The sequence below is a fragment of the Singulisphaera sp. GP187 genome (assembly GCF_900129635.1).
In the GTDB taxonomy this organism is placed as follows: Bacteria; Planctomycetota; Planctomycetia; order Isosphaerales; family Isosphaeraceae; genus Singulisphaera.
On the sequence record NZ_FSRB01000002.1, the window covers coordinates 2036035 to 2053624 of the forward strand.

14 protein-coding genes are annotated in these 17590 nt (G+C 64.3%); 11 read left to right on the forward strand and 3 right to left on the reverse strand.

The genetic code is table 11. The annotated features are described in order from the left end of the window. Nucleotides 1-340 precede the first annotated feature (340 nt). The 5 genes from BUS42_RS32425 (at nt 341) to BUS42_RS32450 (ending at nt 6891) form a co-directional block, all read left to right on the forward strand. Nucleotides 341-3763 carry an MSCRAMM family protein gene (locus tag BUS42_RS32425; RefSeq protein ID WP_074314035.1) on the forward strand — a complete coding sequence of 1141 codons (3423 nt, stop codon included), beginning with the start codon at nt 341-343 and terminating at the stop codon, nt 3761-3763. A gap of 535 nt (nt 3764-4298) precedes the next feature. Continuing rightward, nucleotides 4299-5192, forward strand: coding sequence for a hydrogen peroxide-dependent heme synthase (gene hemQ, locus BUS42_RS32435; protein ID WP_074314039.1), 894 nt, complete (start codon nt 4299-4301; stop codon nt 5190-5192). A gap of 105 nt (nt 5193-5297) precedes the next feature. Continuing rightward, complete coding sequence (locus BUS42_RS32440; protein WP_074314040.1) at nt 5298-5744, forward strand: putative signal transducing protein; 447 nt, start codon at nt 5298-5300, stop codon at nt 5742-5744. A 60-nt stretch (nt 5745-5804) separates the two neighbouring features. After that, nucleotides 5805-6239, forward strand: coding sequence for a putative signal transducing protein (locus BUS42_RS32445; RefSeq protein WP_074314042.1), 435 nt, complete (start codon nt 5805-5807; stop codon nt 6237-6239). A 73-nt stretch (nt 6240-6312) separates the two neighbouring features. Further along, a complete protein-coding gene (locus BUS42_RS32450; protein ID WP_074314044.1) occupies nt 6313-6891 on the forward strand; it encodes a Maf family protein in 579 nt (192 codons plus the stop codon). Nucleotides 6892-6974: 83 nt separating this feature from the next. Here the strand turns inward: BUS42_RS32450 and BUS42_RS32455 are convergent, their stop codons facing one another. Further along, nucleotides 6975-7382: a response regulator gene (locus tag BUS42_RS32455; protein WP_074314046.1), complete on the reverse strand. Its 408-nt coding sequence runs from the start codon at nt 7380-7382 to the stop codon at nt 6975-6977. Between the two features lie 360 nt (nt 7383-7742). Here BUS42_RS32455 and BUS42_RS32460 point away from each other — a divergent pair, with 360 nt between their 5' ends. The 4 genes from BUS42_RS32460 (at nt 7743) to BUS42_RS32475 (ending at nt 11557) form a co-directional block, all read left to right on the forward strand. Further along, nucleotides 7743-8822, forward strand: coding sequence for a hypothetical protein (locus BUS42_RS32460; RefSeq protein ID WP_074314048.1), 1080 nt, complete (start codon nt 7743-7745; stop codon nt 8820-8822). 287 nt (nt 8823-9109) lie between these two features. Next, nucleotides 9110-9439: a hypothetical protein gene (locus BUS42_RS32465; protein ID WP_074314050.1), complete on the forward strand. Its 330-nt coding sequence runs from the start codon at nt 9110-9112 to the stop codon at nt 9437-9439. Between the two features lie 380 nt (nt 9440-9819). After that, nucleotides 9820-10578 carry a BON domain-containing protein gene (locus BUS42_RS32470; RefSeq protein WP_074314052.1) on the forward strand — a complete coding sequence of 253 codons (759 nt, stop codon included), beginning with the start codon at nt 9820-9822 and terminating at the stop codon, nt 10576-10578. Nucleotides 10579-10948: 370 nt separating this feature from the next. After that, entirely contained in the window at nt 10949-11557 is a 609-nt protein-coding gene (locus tag BUS42_RS32475; protein WP_074314053.1) for a hypothetical protein, read from the forward strand. A gap of 203 nt (nt 11558-11760) precedes the next feature. Here BUS42_RS32475 and BUS42_RS32480 read toward each other — a convergent pair whose 3' ends face one another. After that, nucleotides 11761-12666 carry a PIG-L deacetylase family protein gene (locus BUS42_RS32480; RefSeq protein WP_074314055.1) on the reverse strand — a complete coding sequence of 302 codons (906 nt, stop codon included), beginning with the start codon at nt 12664-12666 and terminating at the stop codon, nt 11761-11763. Nucleotides 12667-12998: 332 nt separating this feature from the next. Here BUS42_RS32480 and BUS42_RS32485 point away from each other — a divergent pair, with 332 nt between their 5' ends. Together BUS42_RS32485 and BUS42_RS32490 are read left to right on the forward strand one after the other, a co-directional pair. Next, nucleotides 12999-14831 (forward strand): hypothetical protein, encoded by a 1833-nt coding sequence (locus tag BUS42_RS32485; RefSeq protein ID WP_254053935.1) that lies wholly within the window; start codon nt 12999-13001, stop codon nt 14829-14831. 7 nt (nt 14832-14838) lie between these two features. Further along, a complete protein-coding gene (locus tag BUS42_RS32490) occupies nt 14839-15738 on the forward strand; it encodes a DNA integrity scanning protein DisA nucleotide-binding domain protein (RefSeq protein WP_074314057.1) in 900 nt (299 codons plus the stop codon). A gap of 57 nt (nt 15739-15795) precedes the next feature. Here the strand turns inward: BUS42_RS32490 and BUS42_RS32495 are convergent, their stop codons facing one another. After that, nucleotides 15796-17427, reverse strand: coding sequence for a hypothetical protein (locus BUS42_RS32495; RefSeq protein ID WP_074314059.1), 1632 nt, complete (start codon nt 17425-17427; stop codon nt 15796-15798). Between the last annotated feature and the right edge of the window lie 163 nt (nt 17428-17590).

Sequence of the window (17590 nt, forward strand, 5' to 3'; positions counted from 1 at the left end):
CACGAGAGGACTTGAGGTAACCCTGGAGGCGTGGCGGACCGACGGATTCGGGCCGGCCGCGACTACGGCACATGGCTGTCCGCCAGTTCGTTTGCCGAGTTGGCCTGTTCCTGCACTTGTGTCGGCCCGACAGCTACCGCGGCCCAAAAGACGCTTTTCTCCGGGGCGGGTCCGCAATTCCACTCTGGGGTAAATCGCCGTGATGGAACCGAGCGAGCGCATCGTTGCATCGCCTCACGAGTATCATTACGATCGCGGCAGACCGACCCTCCGAATCATACCGGTCCCGGCCCGTCCGACGATCGATGGCGGGACGATCGAGGTCGATGGGAGGCCTCCTATGCTCGTCACGTTCGCCTTATTGTTGGCGATCCCCGCCGTCGCCGTCGATGAACCGCTCGGGACGATCGAGGGTGTGGCCCGATTCGCCGGTACCGACCGGCCAGCGGCCGGCCTGACGCTGCACGTCATCGAGCAGACCGACCCGAGATTCGCGGTCGTCGTCGACGGCCAGGGACGGTTCCGCTCGCCGGCCCCGTCCGGTTGGTCCGTCCCCCAGCCCGACGGGGTGGCGACGCCCTGCTGGGCCGTGGCCGAACCCGCCGGGCGATGGCAGGTTGAGCCGATCGATTCCCCCCCGTTTCCCCTTCCACCGGAGCCTTTGCGTCAGTCGGTTGCCCAGGGCCTGGCCAGGCACGTCAAGGCGAGTTGGAAGAAGGGCATCCTCCGCGTCGAGTGCCCGGAGCCGGGCGAGGTCGACGTCCTTGTCCGGGGGCCCGACGGCAAGCCCCTGCCCGACCGTCCGGTCCGCGTGGTTCCGGACGCGGCGGCCTTCCAATCGTTCGGCCCCGCCAACGCCCGGTTCGCCGGCCGGACGGACGCCGCGGGTCGGTTCCGGATGCGCTGGTTCGAGGGTACCAGGCAACTCTGGGTCACGGTCCCCGGCGAGGGGTCGGGCTCCTCCCCGATGTTTGAGGTGGCCGCGGGGAAGACCGTGACCGTCGAGACCTCGCCGCTGGCACGATTCGGCTCGATCGCGGGGCGGTTGGCACCGAAGCTCGCCGGGCCGGGGGTCAACGTCGTCCTCGACCCCAAGACTCAGAAGCCTACGCCCTGCGACGAGGACGGCCGGTTCGAGGTCCGCGAGATCCCGCCGGGCCGGTACGTCCTCCGGCTGACGAAGGGCAACGAAGGCGTTCGGGCCGGCCAGGTCACCGTCTGGGTCGCGCCGGGGGGGAAGGTCGAGGGCCTTGTGGTCGACGAGATCCCGCCGCCCACGCCCGAGGAGGTCGAGCAGCAGAAGAAATTGCTTCAGCATCTCAACGGCCGGCGAGGTAAGAACGACAAGGACGAGCTCTGGGTCGAGGGGACCGTCCGCGACACGTCGGGCCGGCCGCTGGCCGGGGCCGACGTCTTCGTCCGGACCGCCTTCCACGGAGGCATGCGGATGTACGAGGACGTCCGACAGGCCTCCACCGACGCCCGGGGCCACTACGCGATCAGCGGGCCGGTCCACGGCTTTGTCGAGGGCCTTGTCGTGGTCGCCAAGGCCAAAGGGCGTCCTCCCGCCGTGGCGAACGCCGAGGCCCGCTCAACCCGGAACGACCGACCCTCGAAGCTCGACCTGACCCTGGCCGACTCTGGCGGCTCGGCGAGCGTCACCGTGCTCAAGGACGACAAGCCCCTCTCCGGTGCCAACGTCCGCCTCGAGGCCGAAGGGGGCGCGAATATCCACTTCGGCTTCGGCTGGGCCAGCGGTACGGAAGGCCCCGCGCTGGCCGCTCTCGACGCCATCCTCGGCCCGACGGCGGCGACCGACCGGGACGGCGTCGCGCACTTCGGCGACCTCCTGCCCGGCCTCTACGCGGCTTATGCCCACGCCGAGGCCCACGGCGTGGCCGTCTCGCCTGGACGCGAGGCGAAGGTGACCCTGGCGACCGCCCCCGTCGAGCACGTCGCGCGATTCCTGGTCGTCCGCCCCGACGGCCGCCCCGTGACCGACCAGGACGTCAGCCTCCAGTTCGGCCGGGGCGGGCAGACGAACTGGAGCTCCAGCATGAAGCTCAACGGGGAGGGGGCCGGCGAGCGTTCGTTCGAATCGGCCGGGCTGTGGACGGTCGTCGTCCGGTTTCGCGACGCGCCGATCAACTCGTTCCCGATCCATGAAGCGCCGTACGACGAGGCCGAGGCGCTGGTTCCGGTCTCGCCCACGCTCGGGGCGGTCGAGCCGATCCGCCTGGTTGGCGTCCGTCGCGAGCGACAAACGGGGTCGCTCCTCGTCCGGCTGCTCGACGTCGACGGCCGGCCGGCGCGGGGCGTGGTCGGCTTCGACGGGTCGATCAGCTCGACCGACGAGCGGGGTGAGATCCGCTTCAAGGGCCTGCCCGGGCGCAAGTTGTTCGTCGCAGGCCACCTCAACGGCCCGACGCCGCCGCCATGGTCGACGGCGGGTCCGATGCCGGCGGACGACGCCCTCCGCGGGCGGTTCGCGCTCGTGCCGGCCGCCGAGGTCGCGGTCGTCCCGGGCCGCGAGGCGACTCTCGAACTGCGGGCCAGGCCGCTCGGCTACGTCCGGGGAACCCTCAAGCCCGCCGACGGCCGGTGGGCCGCCGACTATGGGGTCTTTCCCCAGTACGACAGGCGCGTCCTCGAGCCGAGCTGGCGATACGACCCGGCGACGGGCGACTTCCTCGCCGGGCCCTTCCCCAGCGGCCCGGCGACGCTCCAACTCTTCGAGAAGATGCCCGACGGGACGCAACGGAACTGCGGCCGGCCGGTGGTCGAGGTCGTCGCGGGCGAGGTGGTGCACGTCGAGCTCAAGCCTGGCGAACCCGAGGCCGCCGACCGCTCAGCCGCCAAGCGGCAGACGATGCTCGGCATGGGCGGAATTACCGTCAACCCGGGAGCGCCCGAGGCCGCGCCCTTGACCGTGTTCCTGCCTGACGGCACGACGCCCGCCTTCGCCGCCCAAGCCATCCTCTACGAGCCTGGGCAGGAGCAGCCCACAGCGCACGGGATCAGCGACGCCAGCGGCCATTTGACCTGGCGGGGGATGTGGAGGTTTGGCAATGCCGACGACCCTCCCAAGGCCGGGCTCGTCGAGAAGCCGACGCTGGTCGTCTCGCTCCCCGGCCGCCATGGCGCGGCGATCGTCCCGCTCGAGGAGGGGGCGGCCCGGCGGGTGGTCCTACCGCCCACAATCGAGGCCGAGGGGACGGTCAAGCTCGGCGGCCGGGCCCCACGCGTCGACGGGTCGCTCGTCCGGGTCGTGGCCGCCCACCAGGGGCGAGGGGTCCTCGACGCCGCGCTCGGCTTCGCGACCACGGCCGGGCCCGACGGCCGATTCACTCTCGCCGGGCTCACGCCCGGTCGCTACCTGGTCCAGGCCGCCCGCGACGGGATCTGGGCCTCGAAGGCGGTCGAACTCCAGGTCGAGTCAGACAAGGTTCCGCCGCCGCTCGCCCTCGAGATCCCCGCGCCCGGAGAGTCGGTCACGCTTGAATTCGTCGACCACGCCGGCCGGCCGCTCGCTGGCGAATCCTTCACGTTGGCCCGCCCCCAGGGCCCTTTCGCCTCGCTCTGGCCGGCGACCCTCCGGGCCGACGCCTCGGGCCGCCTCACCCTCCGGGGGCTCGAGGCCGGCCCGCACTCGGTGTCGATCTCGGGGACGACGGAGGCGGCCACGTTCCAAGTCGGCGAGGCGCCCGGCCGGCCCGCCCAGGCGGCCGTCAAGCGGGTCATCCTGCAACGCCCAGTGCCTTGATAAGGAACTGCTCTCGAGGAGCAAAAGAGTCAAACCAGGTATCGAGACGGGGCCGAAGTCATGGGGCCTAATGTCGGGGTTGTCGATACCGGGAGGCAAACCCCGGAAGAGGCTGGATGGCTTTGTCGACCTACTCTGGGAGATGACATCGCCCACGGCGCAAACGGGTTCAACGATGGCGAACCCCCAACGAATCGGGCGTAACGAGATCATCCCAATCACTTTGCAGAGTGGGTGGAGCCAGGATGTGACCGATCGCGAGGACGAGTCACCCGTGGCGAAGACTCGATTCCGTCACCTTGGCCCGTCGCTCGGTCCCGCGTAGAATGGGGTCTTCCACGCAACCTCGATGATGACTTCACGAGGACGCTGACGTCACTCGAGACGCCTTGTTTCCTGTTTCCGCGGGGACAAACGATGGGGAAGGAGGAGGGCGTGAGCTCCATCGAAGCTCCGCTCGCACCGGCCTGATCGTTCTCGAGGAGTCGCGCGTTCTCTGTCCATTCCACCCGCTAAGTTTAAGGGAGCAACCGCCATGTCGCAGGGCGCCGAACCGACTTCTCAGACGACCCCTCCTACGCCGCCACATGGCCATCGACCGGCATCCGCGGCTCAGGTTCCGGCGACCTTGGTTCCCCAAGAGGGTTGGCACTTCCTGCACGTCTTTTACAAGGTCGATCGGGCCGCTCTGGCCGGTCTCTCGGCCGAGACGCGGCGGGAAGGGATCGAGGCTTTGAAGAAGGTGCTCGACCCGGCCGCACCGGGCGCTCCCGACCGTCTGCAGTGCTTCGCGGTCCCCGGCCACAAGGCCGACTTCGGGATCATGCTGGCCGGAGCGGACCTGAAAGCCGTTCACGCGACCCAGATCGCAATCCAGGCCTCCCCCCTCGGTCCGGCCTTGGTGGCGACCAGCTCGTTCTACTCGATCACCGAGGTCTCGGAATACGTGCCCGATGTCGAGGAATACGGCCGAATCCTCCGCGATCGCGAAGGGATCGACCCCGAGAGCTCGAGCTACAAGACGAAAGTCGCCGCCTACGCCGCGCGGCTGGAGCCGATGAACCAGCAGCGGCTTTATCCCGACTTCCCCGACTGGCCCTGCTTCTGCTTCTACCCGATGAGCAAAATGCGCCAGGGCGATCAGAACTGGTATCTGCTTCCGTTTGAAGAACGCTCGGAATTGATGAGCCACCATGGCCGAAGCGGTATGAAATTCGCTGGAAGAGTGTCACAGTTGATCACCGCCTCCACCGGAATCGACGACTGGGAGTGGGGGGTCACGCTCTGGGCGAAGAACCCGTCGTACCTCAAGGAGATCGTTTACACGATGCGGTACGACGTGAGCTCGGCGAAATACGCGCTCTTCGGTGATTTCTTTTTCGGATACATCCTGTCCGCCTCCGAACTTCTGGACACGCTCCGACTGTAAGGGGACGATCAAGAGACGGAGCGATCGCGCGACCGCTCGAAGGACTGTGACCAGTCCAGGCGGTCGTGCGCTCTCGGCAAGGAATGCTCCTTTCAGGAGTTCATCATGTGGATCTGCCCGAAATGTGGCGTCAGCGTGGAGCCCTCGTTCGACGTCTGCTGGTCGTGCGGTACGACCGCAGACGGTGTGGAAGACCCCACGTTCGTCACGGCCGACAATGCCGACCCGATCGAGGATCATCCGCCTGGTGATTTGAGGAACTCCCCGCCGAAATCGACCCTCGAACCCGAGTGGCCCGCTCCTCCATTCGAACTCGTGGAATGCTACCGGCCACGCGACTCGGCGGAGGCCAAGTTCCTGGTTGACCGCCTGGCCGAGAACGGGATCATGGCCGTGGCCAATGGGACGCACATGGGAAACATGGAATACGTGCTGCCCCTGTTCTCGCCTCGACTCGAAGTGCGCGCCGAGGATTATGCTCGGGCGCGTGGCCTCGTCGACGAATTTGAGCTCCGCAAGAAGGCGCGCCGCGCGGACGTCGAGGCCTTCTGAACCGTTCCGTTTCCGAGCCTCTGGACGATCCAAACGACAATGGGTTGAGGTAACCGCGACATGTGGACCTGTACGAAATGTGCGACGAAGGTTGACCCCTCGTTCGAGGTCTGCTGGTCATGTGGGACCGGCCGTGATGGAGTTGAGGACCCGACCTTCGTGCTCGCCGATTCGGTTCCGCCTGCCCACTCTCCGCTCGAACTCGATATGCCGCCGGGCAATGACCCGATTCCTCAAGCCGCCCCGCCGCTCGAGGACCTGGTCGAAGCCTACTGGGCGAGCGACCTGATGCAGGCGACGTTCCTCGCCGACAAGTTGAACGAGGAAGGGATGCCTGCCGTGGCAGACACCCATGACATGCATGACGCGCTCGGCAGCATGCGCGACGGTCCGCGGGTCTGGGTTCGCGCGGTCGACCTGCCTCGCGCCAAAGCCTGGCTCGAAGCCTACGACCTCCAGTACAAGACCGAGCACGGTGAACCGGATCGCCGTTAAGTGCGGTGGATTATCGGCCCCTTGGGAGCGACGCGCATCAGGTCAGGCTCCCCTCAGCGCGGAGGTTCGGATCTTGAAGGAGTTGATCCTCGCGAGTACATCGCCTTACCGCCGAACCTTGTTGGCGAGGTTGGGGATTCCGTTTCGTTGTCTCGCGCCTCGGGTCGATGAGGACGCGATGAAATTGGGGGACTGGGAACCGCGTGAATTGGCCGAGCACCTCGCGCTCGCCAAGGCCCAAAGCCTCGGCGAAGCCGAGCCGGCCGCGACCCTGATCGGGAGCGATCAACTCGTCAGTTTCGAGGGGAGGATCTACGGCAAGCCGGGAACGACCGAGGGCGCTGTCGAGCAACTCTCCGCAATGGCGGGACGGTCGCACCTACTGATCACGGCGCTCGCGGTGTGGACCCAGGGAAAAACCTCGGTCCACACCGACATCACGACGATGCACATGCGACCGCTATCGCGTGTCGAGCTGGAACGCTATGTGGCGGCCGATCGTCCTCTCGATTGCGCGGGGAGTTACAAGCTGGAGGAGCGCGGAATCTCACTCTTCGATCGGGTCGAAACGCAAGATTACACGTCGATCATGGGCCTGCCACTGATTGCCCTGACAAGCCTGCTGCGGACGCTCGGTTATCCCATCCCGTAAGCCGCCGCCAGGGGGGTGTCCCCTGGATCGGCGGTGGCTGGACGAGCATCGGCTTGGCTGACGCAGTGACGATCGCGGAGGGCTCAGCGATCGTCCTGGTCGTCCCCTTTGGTGGCGCGCGGGTCGAGGATCTTCTCGACCGATTTGACCAGTTTTTCCATCGCGAACGGCTTGCGAATATAGTCGCGAACCCCGAGCATCTCGGCGTAGGCGCGGTGGCGGCTGCCCTCGTTCCCGGTGATCATGATGGTCGGAATCAGACCTCCGGGCCGCCCCTTGAGCTTCTCGAGAACGAGGAACCCGCTCTTCTTGGGCATCATCATGTCCAGGACGATCAAGTCGGGACTCTCGCGCTCGGCGATCGTGAGTCCGGAATTGCCGTCCCTCGCAACCATGATCCGGTAGCCCTTGCTCTCAAGAACGGCGCGCATGGATTCGACGATTTCATTATCGTCGTCGACGAGAAGGATAACCTTCTGGGCTGACGGCATTACTGTGGCTCCAGCGCAATGTTGCTCGCGAGACTACTCATTTTATCATAAACCGCGGTTCAGGGCGGAGCAAGTCCGCCGCCGCCTGGAACCGTTAATGGCCGTGACGGTTCACGACCGGCCGGGTCGATTCGTCGGTGCGTTTCAACGAGCCCGATCCGATCGGACCAGGACCGAAAGTAGCGGATTCGCCTCGCTTCATGGCTGCCAATGCTTCCGCCCATCCACCCTCTTTACCGAAGTCCCCCGGCATCGTCATAATGGTTCGTAACGGACCGGCTGGTATTGGCTAAGTCTTGGCCAAGGGTCCAACCTGTCGCACATCCCTCCCCAGCCTTTCTCGGAAAGGATCGTCGACTCATGAACCTTGGGAAATCCTGGCGATCAATGCTTCGGCTGGCCAGCCTGTCTCTCGTCATCGCTGGCTGCGGGGGAAGTGATATTCCCGACCCCGACGCCGACACGAACGCGGCCGCCGAACCGCCTGCGTCCTCAGGGCCGGCTGCCGCTCCGGCGGCCCCAGCCCCCGCGGCCCCAGCTCCGGCGTCCGAGCCGGCAACTCCCGCCGTCGCCGAGAGTGAAGCGCCCGCCGCGGCGGCACCCGCCGAAGCCTCGGCCCCAACTCCCGCCGCCGCCGCCGCGCCCACGGCCGAGCCGGTCGCCGCCGCGAGTTCTGCCGAGGAGACGCCGGCCGCATCCGCGGCATCGGAAGCACCCGGGGCCGCCGTGGATCCGAGTCGAGCGAAGAACGCGTCGGCGACTGCGGACATGCTCGCGCTCGGGAACAAGCCCTTGCCGACGGAAGCTCCGGCGGTCCCGACAACTCCTGAGGGACCGGGGGCTCCTGGTGCCATGGCCAATAACATGTTGGCCAACCCTCCCGGAATTCCCACAAGTGCCACAGGCGCGCCGGGTGGCTCCATGCCTGGCATGATGCCTGGTGATATTCCCGCCAGTCCGGGGGCCAACAGCGGCGAGATTCCGGGATATCCGGGGGGAACCGAGGGGACCCATGCCGGTGGTGATACCGGGCACGCCAGTTTCCGATCGCCCAATAGCGCCGTGGACGCATTTCTGAAAGCGCTCAAGGCGAAGAATGCGGAACGATTGGCGGAGGCCACCGCCCGACGGGCGCCGACCGAGGCTTCCGGCCCGAAGAATCAGAAGCTCTTCGCCTCGATCCTGGAACAAAGCCTGACCGAGGACGACCTGAGCGACCTGGCCAACAAGCTAGAGGGGTACACGGTCGTCGGCAATAACGCGCCCAAGAGCACGGGGCGATACACGCTCATTCTCGGCAAACCGGGTAAGAACGGCGAGTACTACCGGCGGACGATTACCGCTCGTCACGAGAAGGACGGCTGGAAGGTCCTCGATATCAGTGGCGTGGGCACGATCGAGAAGCCCATTATGATTCGCGGTCGCGGAATGCGCCGTTGAGGCCATCGAACCGCTCCGGCTTGGCACCCGTATGCTTCGCTTGGTTTGCACTCTGTAAGTTTGACGACACACGTTTTGTAGTTTTTTCCGACCTCCGGCCCAAAAAAATGGGTCGGAGGTTATTTTTTTCTCAAGTTGTCCTCTTGCTTTGCCGCGAGAGTGGCCATTTTGAGGTTTTCTCAAGGTTTGGCTTTGAAGCTGCATTAGCTCCTCATCGTTCAAGTTTATTCATCTTGCCGCAGCGACGGACATCACATCTCCAGACAGTGCCCAAGGAAGGAGCCTGTATGGCCTTGTCCAGCCTTCGCCTCTGCGCGATGCTCGAACTCTCCGTGATCCTGTTCCAGGTGGTTGGAGTGATTGCGCTCTGCGTGAGTCGACTTTTGCCCCCCTCCTCGATTCGATGGGCGAACCGGGGCCGCGCGGGCTTCGTCGTGGCCATGATCGGCCTCGGCCTCGCCGGTGCCTTTTGTGGTCGACATGACTCGGATTTCGCCCTCTTCGCTGGCGGATCGATGACGATCCTGCTGATCGGAATGACCATGGGAAGCGGGCAAGTCGATACGACCGTACCGCCCCGAAGCCTGGTCGCTCCGGAGGCGAATCTCGCGAGCTGAACTTTTTCCGAACGCGTAAACTCAATTCCACACACGTGTTACCATAACGGGGCCTTTCGGCCCCGGTTTTTTTTTGCCTTGCGATTTGACACGCCAAAACCGCGCGACATAGTTTCGCGACGAATCGGAGTACGGCGGATGGAATCGCGAAGGCTTCATTTGATTATCCCCCAATTCAACCCGCCCCTTTCATCCGTTGCGATGATCGGCCCGCTTCCTTTGCCAGGGTCTCTTCCGGCGCAAGCGTCGGGCAGTCCTTGTCAGGAACGGTCACTTCCGAGACGCAGTAGCGTCGGACCAATCCCCGACCCGAACGACGTGTCCCGCTCGTCGTGCGCTAGAGTGGTCGAGTCGGATACTGGCGGGAGAAGGACAAGCCCATGTTGGTTGGACTGAAACGGATTTCCAAGGCACTCGGCCTTCTGGCCGGCTTCGCCGCGTCGACCCAGGGACAGGCGATGGCTCAGAGTCCCAACCAGACGACGGCCAACGCCGTCGCCGGGGCCCTCAGAGCAAGTCAGGCCCTTTCCGGATATCGTATTGCGATCGAGACCCGCGACGGCGTGGTCACCCTCACTGGTACGGTCGCCACTCCGGCCCAGAAAGCCGAAGCGGTCGCCCGCGTCCAAGGGGTTCCCGGCGTAGCCGCGGTCAGCGATCAACTGAATTTGGCCAGTGACAGCCGGGTTCAGCCGGTCCAGTACCAGCCGCAACAAGTGGCGATGGGAGGCCGTCACAACCGCTTCGGTAACGCAGCCGGTGTTGGCGGTGGCGAGGTCATCTACGACGGTGGCGCTGGTGCCGGAGCCGCCCCTGCCGGGCCCTCCTTCGACGGCGGGCCGCTTCCCGAAGGTCCTGCCGGAGCACCGGGTGCCACTCAGGCGGCCGTTCCGGGTCAGCCGAACTACGCGTGGCCCAGCTACGCTCCCTATCCCAACTACTCCGCGGTCGGCTACCCGACCGTCTACCCCTGGCAGGCCTGGCCGAACATCGGCCCGCCCCACCCCTACCCCGAAGTGCCCCTCGACTGGAGAGCAGTCACGCTTCGTTGGGATGACGGCCTGTGGTGGCTCGACTTCAAGAAGCACTACACCCGACCGTTCTTCACCCCGTACCCGTTCGGCCTGTTCGCCTACTGAGCCAGGCGAGAGGGTCACCACGATCCCACGTCTTTCTCAACACCGAAGAGTCGCCAGGATTCGTTCCTGGCGGCTCTTCGGTCGTTTCGAACCCAGGAAATTCTCCCAAACATTCGAAACAAAGACTTCAGAAATGGGGCCTATGACGCGAGGGCGAATGATGCAAGAGGAATTTGCGTCACAGCAAGGAAATTCCTCACACACCGAGCTATCCTCGTTCGATAACTAAGCCACATGGGCCGGTTAGTCGATTCGACACGACGCCGAATCGATCGGTCATCAGCGCCGAATCAACGAGCCCGGCGCCGAGGCCGGTGGGGCAGGATTGCCCGCCGGCGCGTTCGCGCAAGTTCCATGGAGGGGAGATCCAATGACCCAATTCGCGCGGCATCGGGGCCCGATCACCCCGCGCTGGGTTCGCGGGATTCTGACGGGAACCTTATTGGCGGTCGTCGCCACTAGCAACCTCGGTTGCGGCCTGTCCTACGTATTCCGGAACATTTCGCCACTGCGTCCGACCGGTTGGTCGTTTGCATGGCCGATCTTGCCGTCTCAGCAGCAACGACTCGAACGCGATATGGAACGCGAGGAAGCGGATCGCGTCCCCATTCTCGACCCGATCGTGGGCGAATTCGCTCCGGCGACGTGCCTCGACCCGCCCAGCGAGCAGGAAGTCTGGAACAAGGTCACCAAGTTCAAGAACGGATCGCCGCCGTTCTACGAGACGCAGAGGAACAACGTTCGGTTCCTGATCGAGAAGATCGGCGACAAGATCGACCCTTGCAAGGTCTATCCTCTGGCCGGACCGTGCCAACTCGTCCACTGCCACTACAAGTGCACCATCTACTTCGACGAGTCGTACTGGTCCGACTACCCGATCCCGTTCAACCACGTCGATCATCGGGTTGAGGTCGTCTACATCGACAAGGATCACCTTCGCCGCTGCGGTGGACCCCCCGTCGCGACGACCCCTCCGTGACGTCGATCCGACGGTCGCGATTGAACCGTCAGGTCTGATCTGACTCGCTGACCCGCCAAGGTCATGCCCCGGAATGTCGGCTCGCCTCCCAGGCGCCGACATTCCGGGGCTTTTTTTTCGTTGCGCGGGCGGTTCCTCGAATCGCGAGCAGGAGTGAGTCCCGGTCGCGTTGTCGTTGTCGAAGCGATGCTCAGGCTAGCAGGTTAGTCTGCGTCGAAGAACGGAAAGAGTCTTCTCAGCTCTCCCTCGTTGGGCTGGGTCCCATATTCGCAAACCTCAAACGCCTCGGCCGTTTTCACCGCCTTTCCCTTCTCCGGGCCGAATTCCTTGACTAACTTGTCGCGGAAACGATCGGCGAGCGCTCCGTAACGCTGGGTGGTCCGTTTCCGGGTCCAGTCGAGCCGCTCGGCTTTTCCGGTTGGAACCTGATCGAGATAGCCGGCGAGCCAGGGGTTCCACTCGTAGAACTGGGACCCGAGAGCGTCAATCGCTCGAACTTTCTGGTCGAGCGTGGAATCGATCGGGACGACGACGTCGGGCTGGAACGGATTCGGCTTCTTGAAATCGTCCTCGGTGTACAGAAAAACCGGGTTTTTCCTCAACGCGGGAACGTCGGGGCAAAAGCTCGGGACGATCACCATGAACGCGGCATCCTGAACGAGAACCCCCGTGTAGCGATGGTCCGGGTGATAGTCGTTGGGGCGGTGGGAGATCACCACGTCGGCCTGCCACTCGCGAATCTTCCGGGTGAATGTCCGGCGGTTTTCCAACGTCGGCAACAACTCGCCGTCGTGGATATCGAGGACTTCGGACGTGATGCCGAGGATCTTGGCGCACTCCTGAACCTCGGCCGCGCGGCGCCGAGCCAGGATTGCGCCGGCCATCTCGTGATGGCCAATGTCTCCGTTGGTTGCACTGACGAACTTGACCTTGTGCCCGAGCTTGGCCCAACGCGCGGCGACACCGCCCGCCTCGAGCTCGCAATCATCAGGATGAGCTCCGAACACAATGATCCGAAGCGGCCGATCGTTCTCGGCGGCCCAGAGATTCGGGCAACAGGACGCGGCCGCCAGCAAAAGGGGAAGCGCAAAGCGAAGCCATCGGAGCATCGGTCAAATCTCCTTGAGAGAGAACGTGGGAACGGACCCGAGATACCTGAGTGTCCCGGAGACGTTCTATCCGTCGCCCATTCGCGAGTCGAACGAAAAGCGGTCGAGCGCGGATCCAGGGCCCGCGTTCAACGCCTTGGCGGACCCAACGGAAACCGGTTGAATCGGCAAAGGGGCGCGTGCCGTCGGGCAATCGTTCGTCCGAAATGGCCTGTTCGGTTGACCAGGACAATTCCCATGGCCTTGGTCTTTCGCAGGTGGTTGCGGAGATTACTTTTCGAATTGTCGATAATGCTTGCCGAGTCAGGAAAAAACGCCGTAGAATCGATAGGATGAGTACACGGCTCGGTTCACTCGCGTTGATCGGACTCCTAATTCCTGGGAGCTGGGGACCAGCTCGCGCCGGCGAGCCTTCGTCTCCACCGGACTGGTCGGGGACGCTGCAACCGCCCGACGGCCGGCGCCTCGCCGGAAAGCTCCTGATCGACGACACGTCGTCGGTGGTTCGATTTGCAGTCGACGGAAGCGGTTCCGCGCTGCCGATCGAGAAAGGGGCGGTGGTTACCTTTGATGGGCCAGGCCCCGAACCGACCGCCGGCTCTCCTCCATTCCAGGTCGATCTGGGCCTTGGGCGGAGGATTTCCGGACGGCTTGGGCTCGTGGATGGCAAGCAAGTGCGGCTCGACGAAAGCTCGGCCGGCGGCCGCGTGTCGATCGCGCGGTCGGGAGTCCGCTCGGTCGTGCAACGCCTGGGCGAGATGCAAATCTTCGACGATGGGTTCGAGACCCTGAACGGCAAGCGGTGGGTGCTCATCGGTGATCCTGAAATCGCCAACGAGCCGAAGATGGCCGGTGAACATAGCCTGCGTATTCCCGCGGGGGGAACCTCCGTGACCCGTCGCCTGGACGAACCGGTGGCGGCGGGCCGGCTTGAACTCGCCTTTTACGACAGCGGGGCCATCGAGCCCGATCAGCATTGTTTTGTCGATCTTCTGTTCCGAAGCCCGGCCGACCCGGTGACGGTTCGCGTCATCCTCGGTTGGTCGGAAGAAAGCCTTTCGGTCGAGTCTCCCGGTGGACCGGCGCTCGCGGTCCAGCGTCTCGCGCGCAAAGCCGGTTGGCACCGCTTGAGCCTTCGCTTTGGGCCGGAGCAAACCGAGATCGCCGTGGACGGCAACGACCTCGCACACGGTAAAGGCCCGGGCGGCTCCCTCGTCGAGGTCCGGCTCGCCACCAGCAACGCGGGCCGTGGACCGGCGCCCAACGGCCTCAAGGCCTATTTCGATGACCTTCGCCTGGTTCGGTTCTCCGAAGGGGGCATGGGCCTGGAAGTTGACCCGACCCAAGACGAAATCCGCCTTTCCGGCGGTGACCAGGTTTTCGGCACCATCGTGCAAGCCGACGCCGGCGCGATCAAGCTGCGGGTCGATCCCAACGAGATCCAAATGCCCTGGAGTGAAGTCGCCGGACTCCAGTTCCGCCGAGTCGCCGGTCAGTCGGAGCCCATCGACGGGACCTGGCTGCGGATCGACTGGCGCGCCGCGCCGGGGGACGACCCCCTCGATCTCGACCGGATCGATGGCGCCTTGGTCAGCCACACCGCCACCGGTTTGACCCTGGAAGTTCCTTTTGTGGGACGATTCACGGTCGCACGCAACCGATTGAGGCGGCTCGAGGTTCTCGGCCGCGGCCGGAGAATCGTCGTCGACGCCACGGCCCACCACTTGGGAAATGAGATCGTCGCGAGCCCGCTTCCGCTCGATCCGCCTCAACCCGAAGGGCGAACGCTGGAACGCGCGATCGAGCTTGCCGACGTTCCTCCTGGAGCCGCCTTTCTCAGTCTCGACGTGGTTCAAGTGGCCGGCGAAAGCGCGGGGCTTCCCTTCTTCAGCTTCGTCAAGGACGGAGAGATCCGGACCAATGTCTCAATCAACGGCCGTCCGTTCGACTACCTGAACCGGCACATCACCTCCAAGAATGAGACCGCCGAGCGCATTCAACTGCCGATTCCCGCGGGCCTACTCCATCCCGGGCGCAACTTGCTTCGAATCGATCAGATTGGAACCAAGCTCGATCCGAACAATTTGGACGACCTGGGTGTCCTCGAGATCGCCGTCGAATTTCCCCACGATCGAGCGGTGCCGGCCGCAACCGAGAAGCCGTGAGATCCCTTTGAAGACTTTGACTCGAAGCCTGGTTCGACACGCCCATGCGATCGCCCGAGAAGTCGGTGCGCGGGTGATCCTGCTTTACGCCGACGTGGTCGAGAACGACCAGAACCTCGCGGACTTGATCCAGGACGTTGATTTCCGCGTCATCCTGGTCTCCCGCCGCGCAGGGTTCCAGGCACCGCCAGGGTGGGAAGACCTCTGTGCGATTGTCCGCGTCCCCGATATCACCATGACCCGAGCGGGGCAGGTGAAAGTGGCAACCCTGGTTGCCGCCGCCGAGAACCTGCTGAGGGTGGGGGATCGGATCGTCTGTCTGACCGGAATCGATGGGTCGGGAACCATTGATATGATCATTGTGCTCGACCTCGGCGTCGAGGTCGAGATGTTCGGCGACTCGGCCGCCGACCCGCTTCCTCCCGACGTCACGCCCGCGGTCTTCGAGCGCCTGCTCACTTTGGCCAGCGAGCTCAGCCTCGAAGGGCGCGAAGGGCGCCCGGTGGGAACCTTGTTCGTCGTGGGCGATAGTGAGCGAGTGCTCGCTCAGAGCCGACAGCTCGTGATGAATCCGTTCCACGGATATCCCGAGGGGGAGCGGAACATCCTCGACCCCCGGCTCGAAGAGACGATCAAGGAATTCTCGGCCATTGATGGGGCGTTCATCATTCGCGGGGACGGCGTCATCCTGAGCGCGGGGCGCTACCTTGCCCCTCAGGCCAAGCTCGACGAGCCATTGCCTCAGGGGCTGGGAACCAGGCACGAAGCCGCGGCCGCGATCACGGCTACGTCTACCGCGATCGCGCTTTGCATCTCGCAGTCGACGGGGACGATCTCGATCTTCAAACGGGGCCGGCTCCTGACCGACATCGTGAAGCCGCGGAGCCACTTGACGGACGGGCTCTGACGATCGATCGCGCTCAGGAAATCGCCCAAGCCCGGGCCGTCGGTCCGCGACCGCGGATCAACGGCCCTTGTTGATCTGGTCGAAATAGCCGCGGATATGTTTCTCGACGTTCTTGGGAACCTTCTGGTTCGTCAAGGCCTCGGCCGACAGTCCTTCCGTCGTGGCCATCTCGGCCTGGATGTCGATGACGCTCTGTCCCTTGAGCGGGTTACCCGTCGGCCCATAACCTTTGAGAACCGCCTTCCCCTTACCCATCTGTTGCTTGACCTGGGCGGTGTAGGTGTTGGTGTCGTCAGGCGCCTCGGGCCGATCCCCTTGGCCGCGCCCGCGTCCCAAGCCCTGCCCCATCCCACGACGATTGCCGCTGCCCATGCCCATCATGTTAGACAGGCTATCGCCCAGCTGATTCGCCTGGTCGCCGGCCATCCCGTTCTTGGCCTCCTGAAGATCGGCCAAGGCGCCGTCGAGCGATTCCAGTTCCTGGAGCTGGCTGGCCATCTCACTGAGCTGTTTCTGACTGACGCCCATGGCGGCGGCCGCCTTCTCCACGTCCCCCTTTTGAAGTTGCTCGCCCGCCTGGCCGAGCTTGGAGGCCAGTTTCTGGAGTTGTTGTAAGTTCTTGGCCTGCTCTTCGAGCTTGGCCATTTCTTGCTTGAACTGCCCCTCGGAGAGGCCGCCGTTTTTGCGGGCTTCCTCGAGCTGTTGTTTGCGCTGGTCGAGATTGGCAAGCTTCTCGAGCTGCTTGGACATTTCCTTGAGCTGCTCCTGGAGTCCCTTCTTGTCGGCTTCGGTCATTTTGCCCGACTTGAGTTTCTCCTGAATCTTCTTGAGCTCGTCGGCCGCCTTCTGAAACTCTCCCTTGGCCAGATCACGCGCAAAATCGTCGGCGGGTCCGCTGCTGGCCATCTGCTTGAGCTGCTGGAGTTGCCGATCGATCTGCTCGGACGAGCCGAGCTTTTTCTGCCGATCCTTCACTGCGTCGGTCAGCTTGTTGAGCTCGACGAGGGCCTTGTCCTTCTGGGCGGGGGGAGCTTTGGCGAGATCCTCAGCGGCCTTCTCAATCTCAGCCAGCAGTTTGTCGGCTTCGGCGAACTTCCCCTTCTCGAGCTCTTTCCGCTGGCTGGCGATTTTCTTTCCCAACGCCTTGGTCTGATCGACCACCAGCTTCTTCTCGATCAAGTCCGACGGTTTCGCCGCGGCCGTTTTCTGAAGTAACGGCTGCACGAACAAGAGGCTCAGGGCCAAGACCGCGGGAATCAACGGCACCCACGCGGTGCGCGGCAGCATCGGAGCAAACTCGACGTTGATGTCGAGATTGCCGACATGTCGGATCGTGTCGGCCAGGAGGGCTTGCCCCGCGGGGGTCGCCCTCAACGATTCGGGCAGCGTGAGCGCGGTGCTCAAACGTTCGTTGAGTTGGAAGACGCGATCGATCGCGACCGCGGCGTCGACTCGGCTCGGGCCGCTCAAACCCGCAATGAGGGCGGCCAGGACAAGACCGGCTCCGCCTGCGATCGCAAACGGCACCCAATCCGCGCCGGGCAAGGGCCGGTCGGCGAACTTCTCCACCGCAATCGCGATGGCGACGACCAGCAACGTCCCCCCCCAGCACCAAACCAGGGCCGAGAGGAATCGCTGAAATCGCAATCGACGCCAGACTCGCCCGATCGGTTTCTCAAGCTCATTCACAGCAAGGCCCTCCCTCGCGGGAATGCAATGACTCCGACGAACGTCAGTGCCCCAAGTATAGTAGGCGCGGCCCCGCCTCGCAAGTCAATTCAACGAATGGATTCGGATACCAACTCGCCGAACTTCGGTCTCAAACGTCCGTCCATCGGACTCGCCGAGTGGT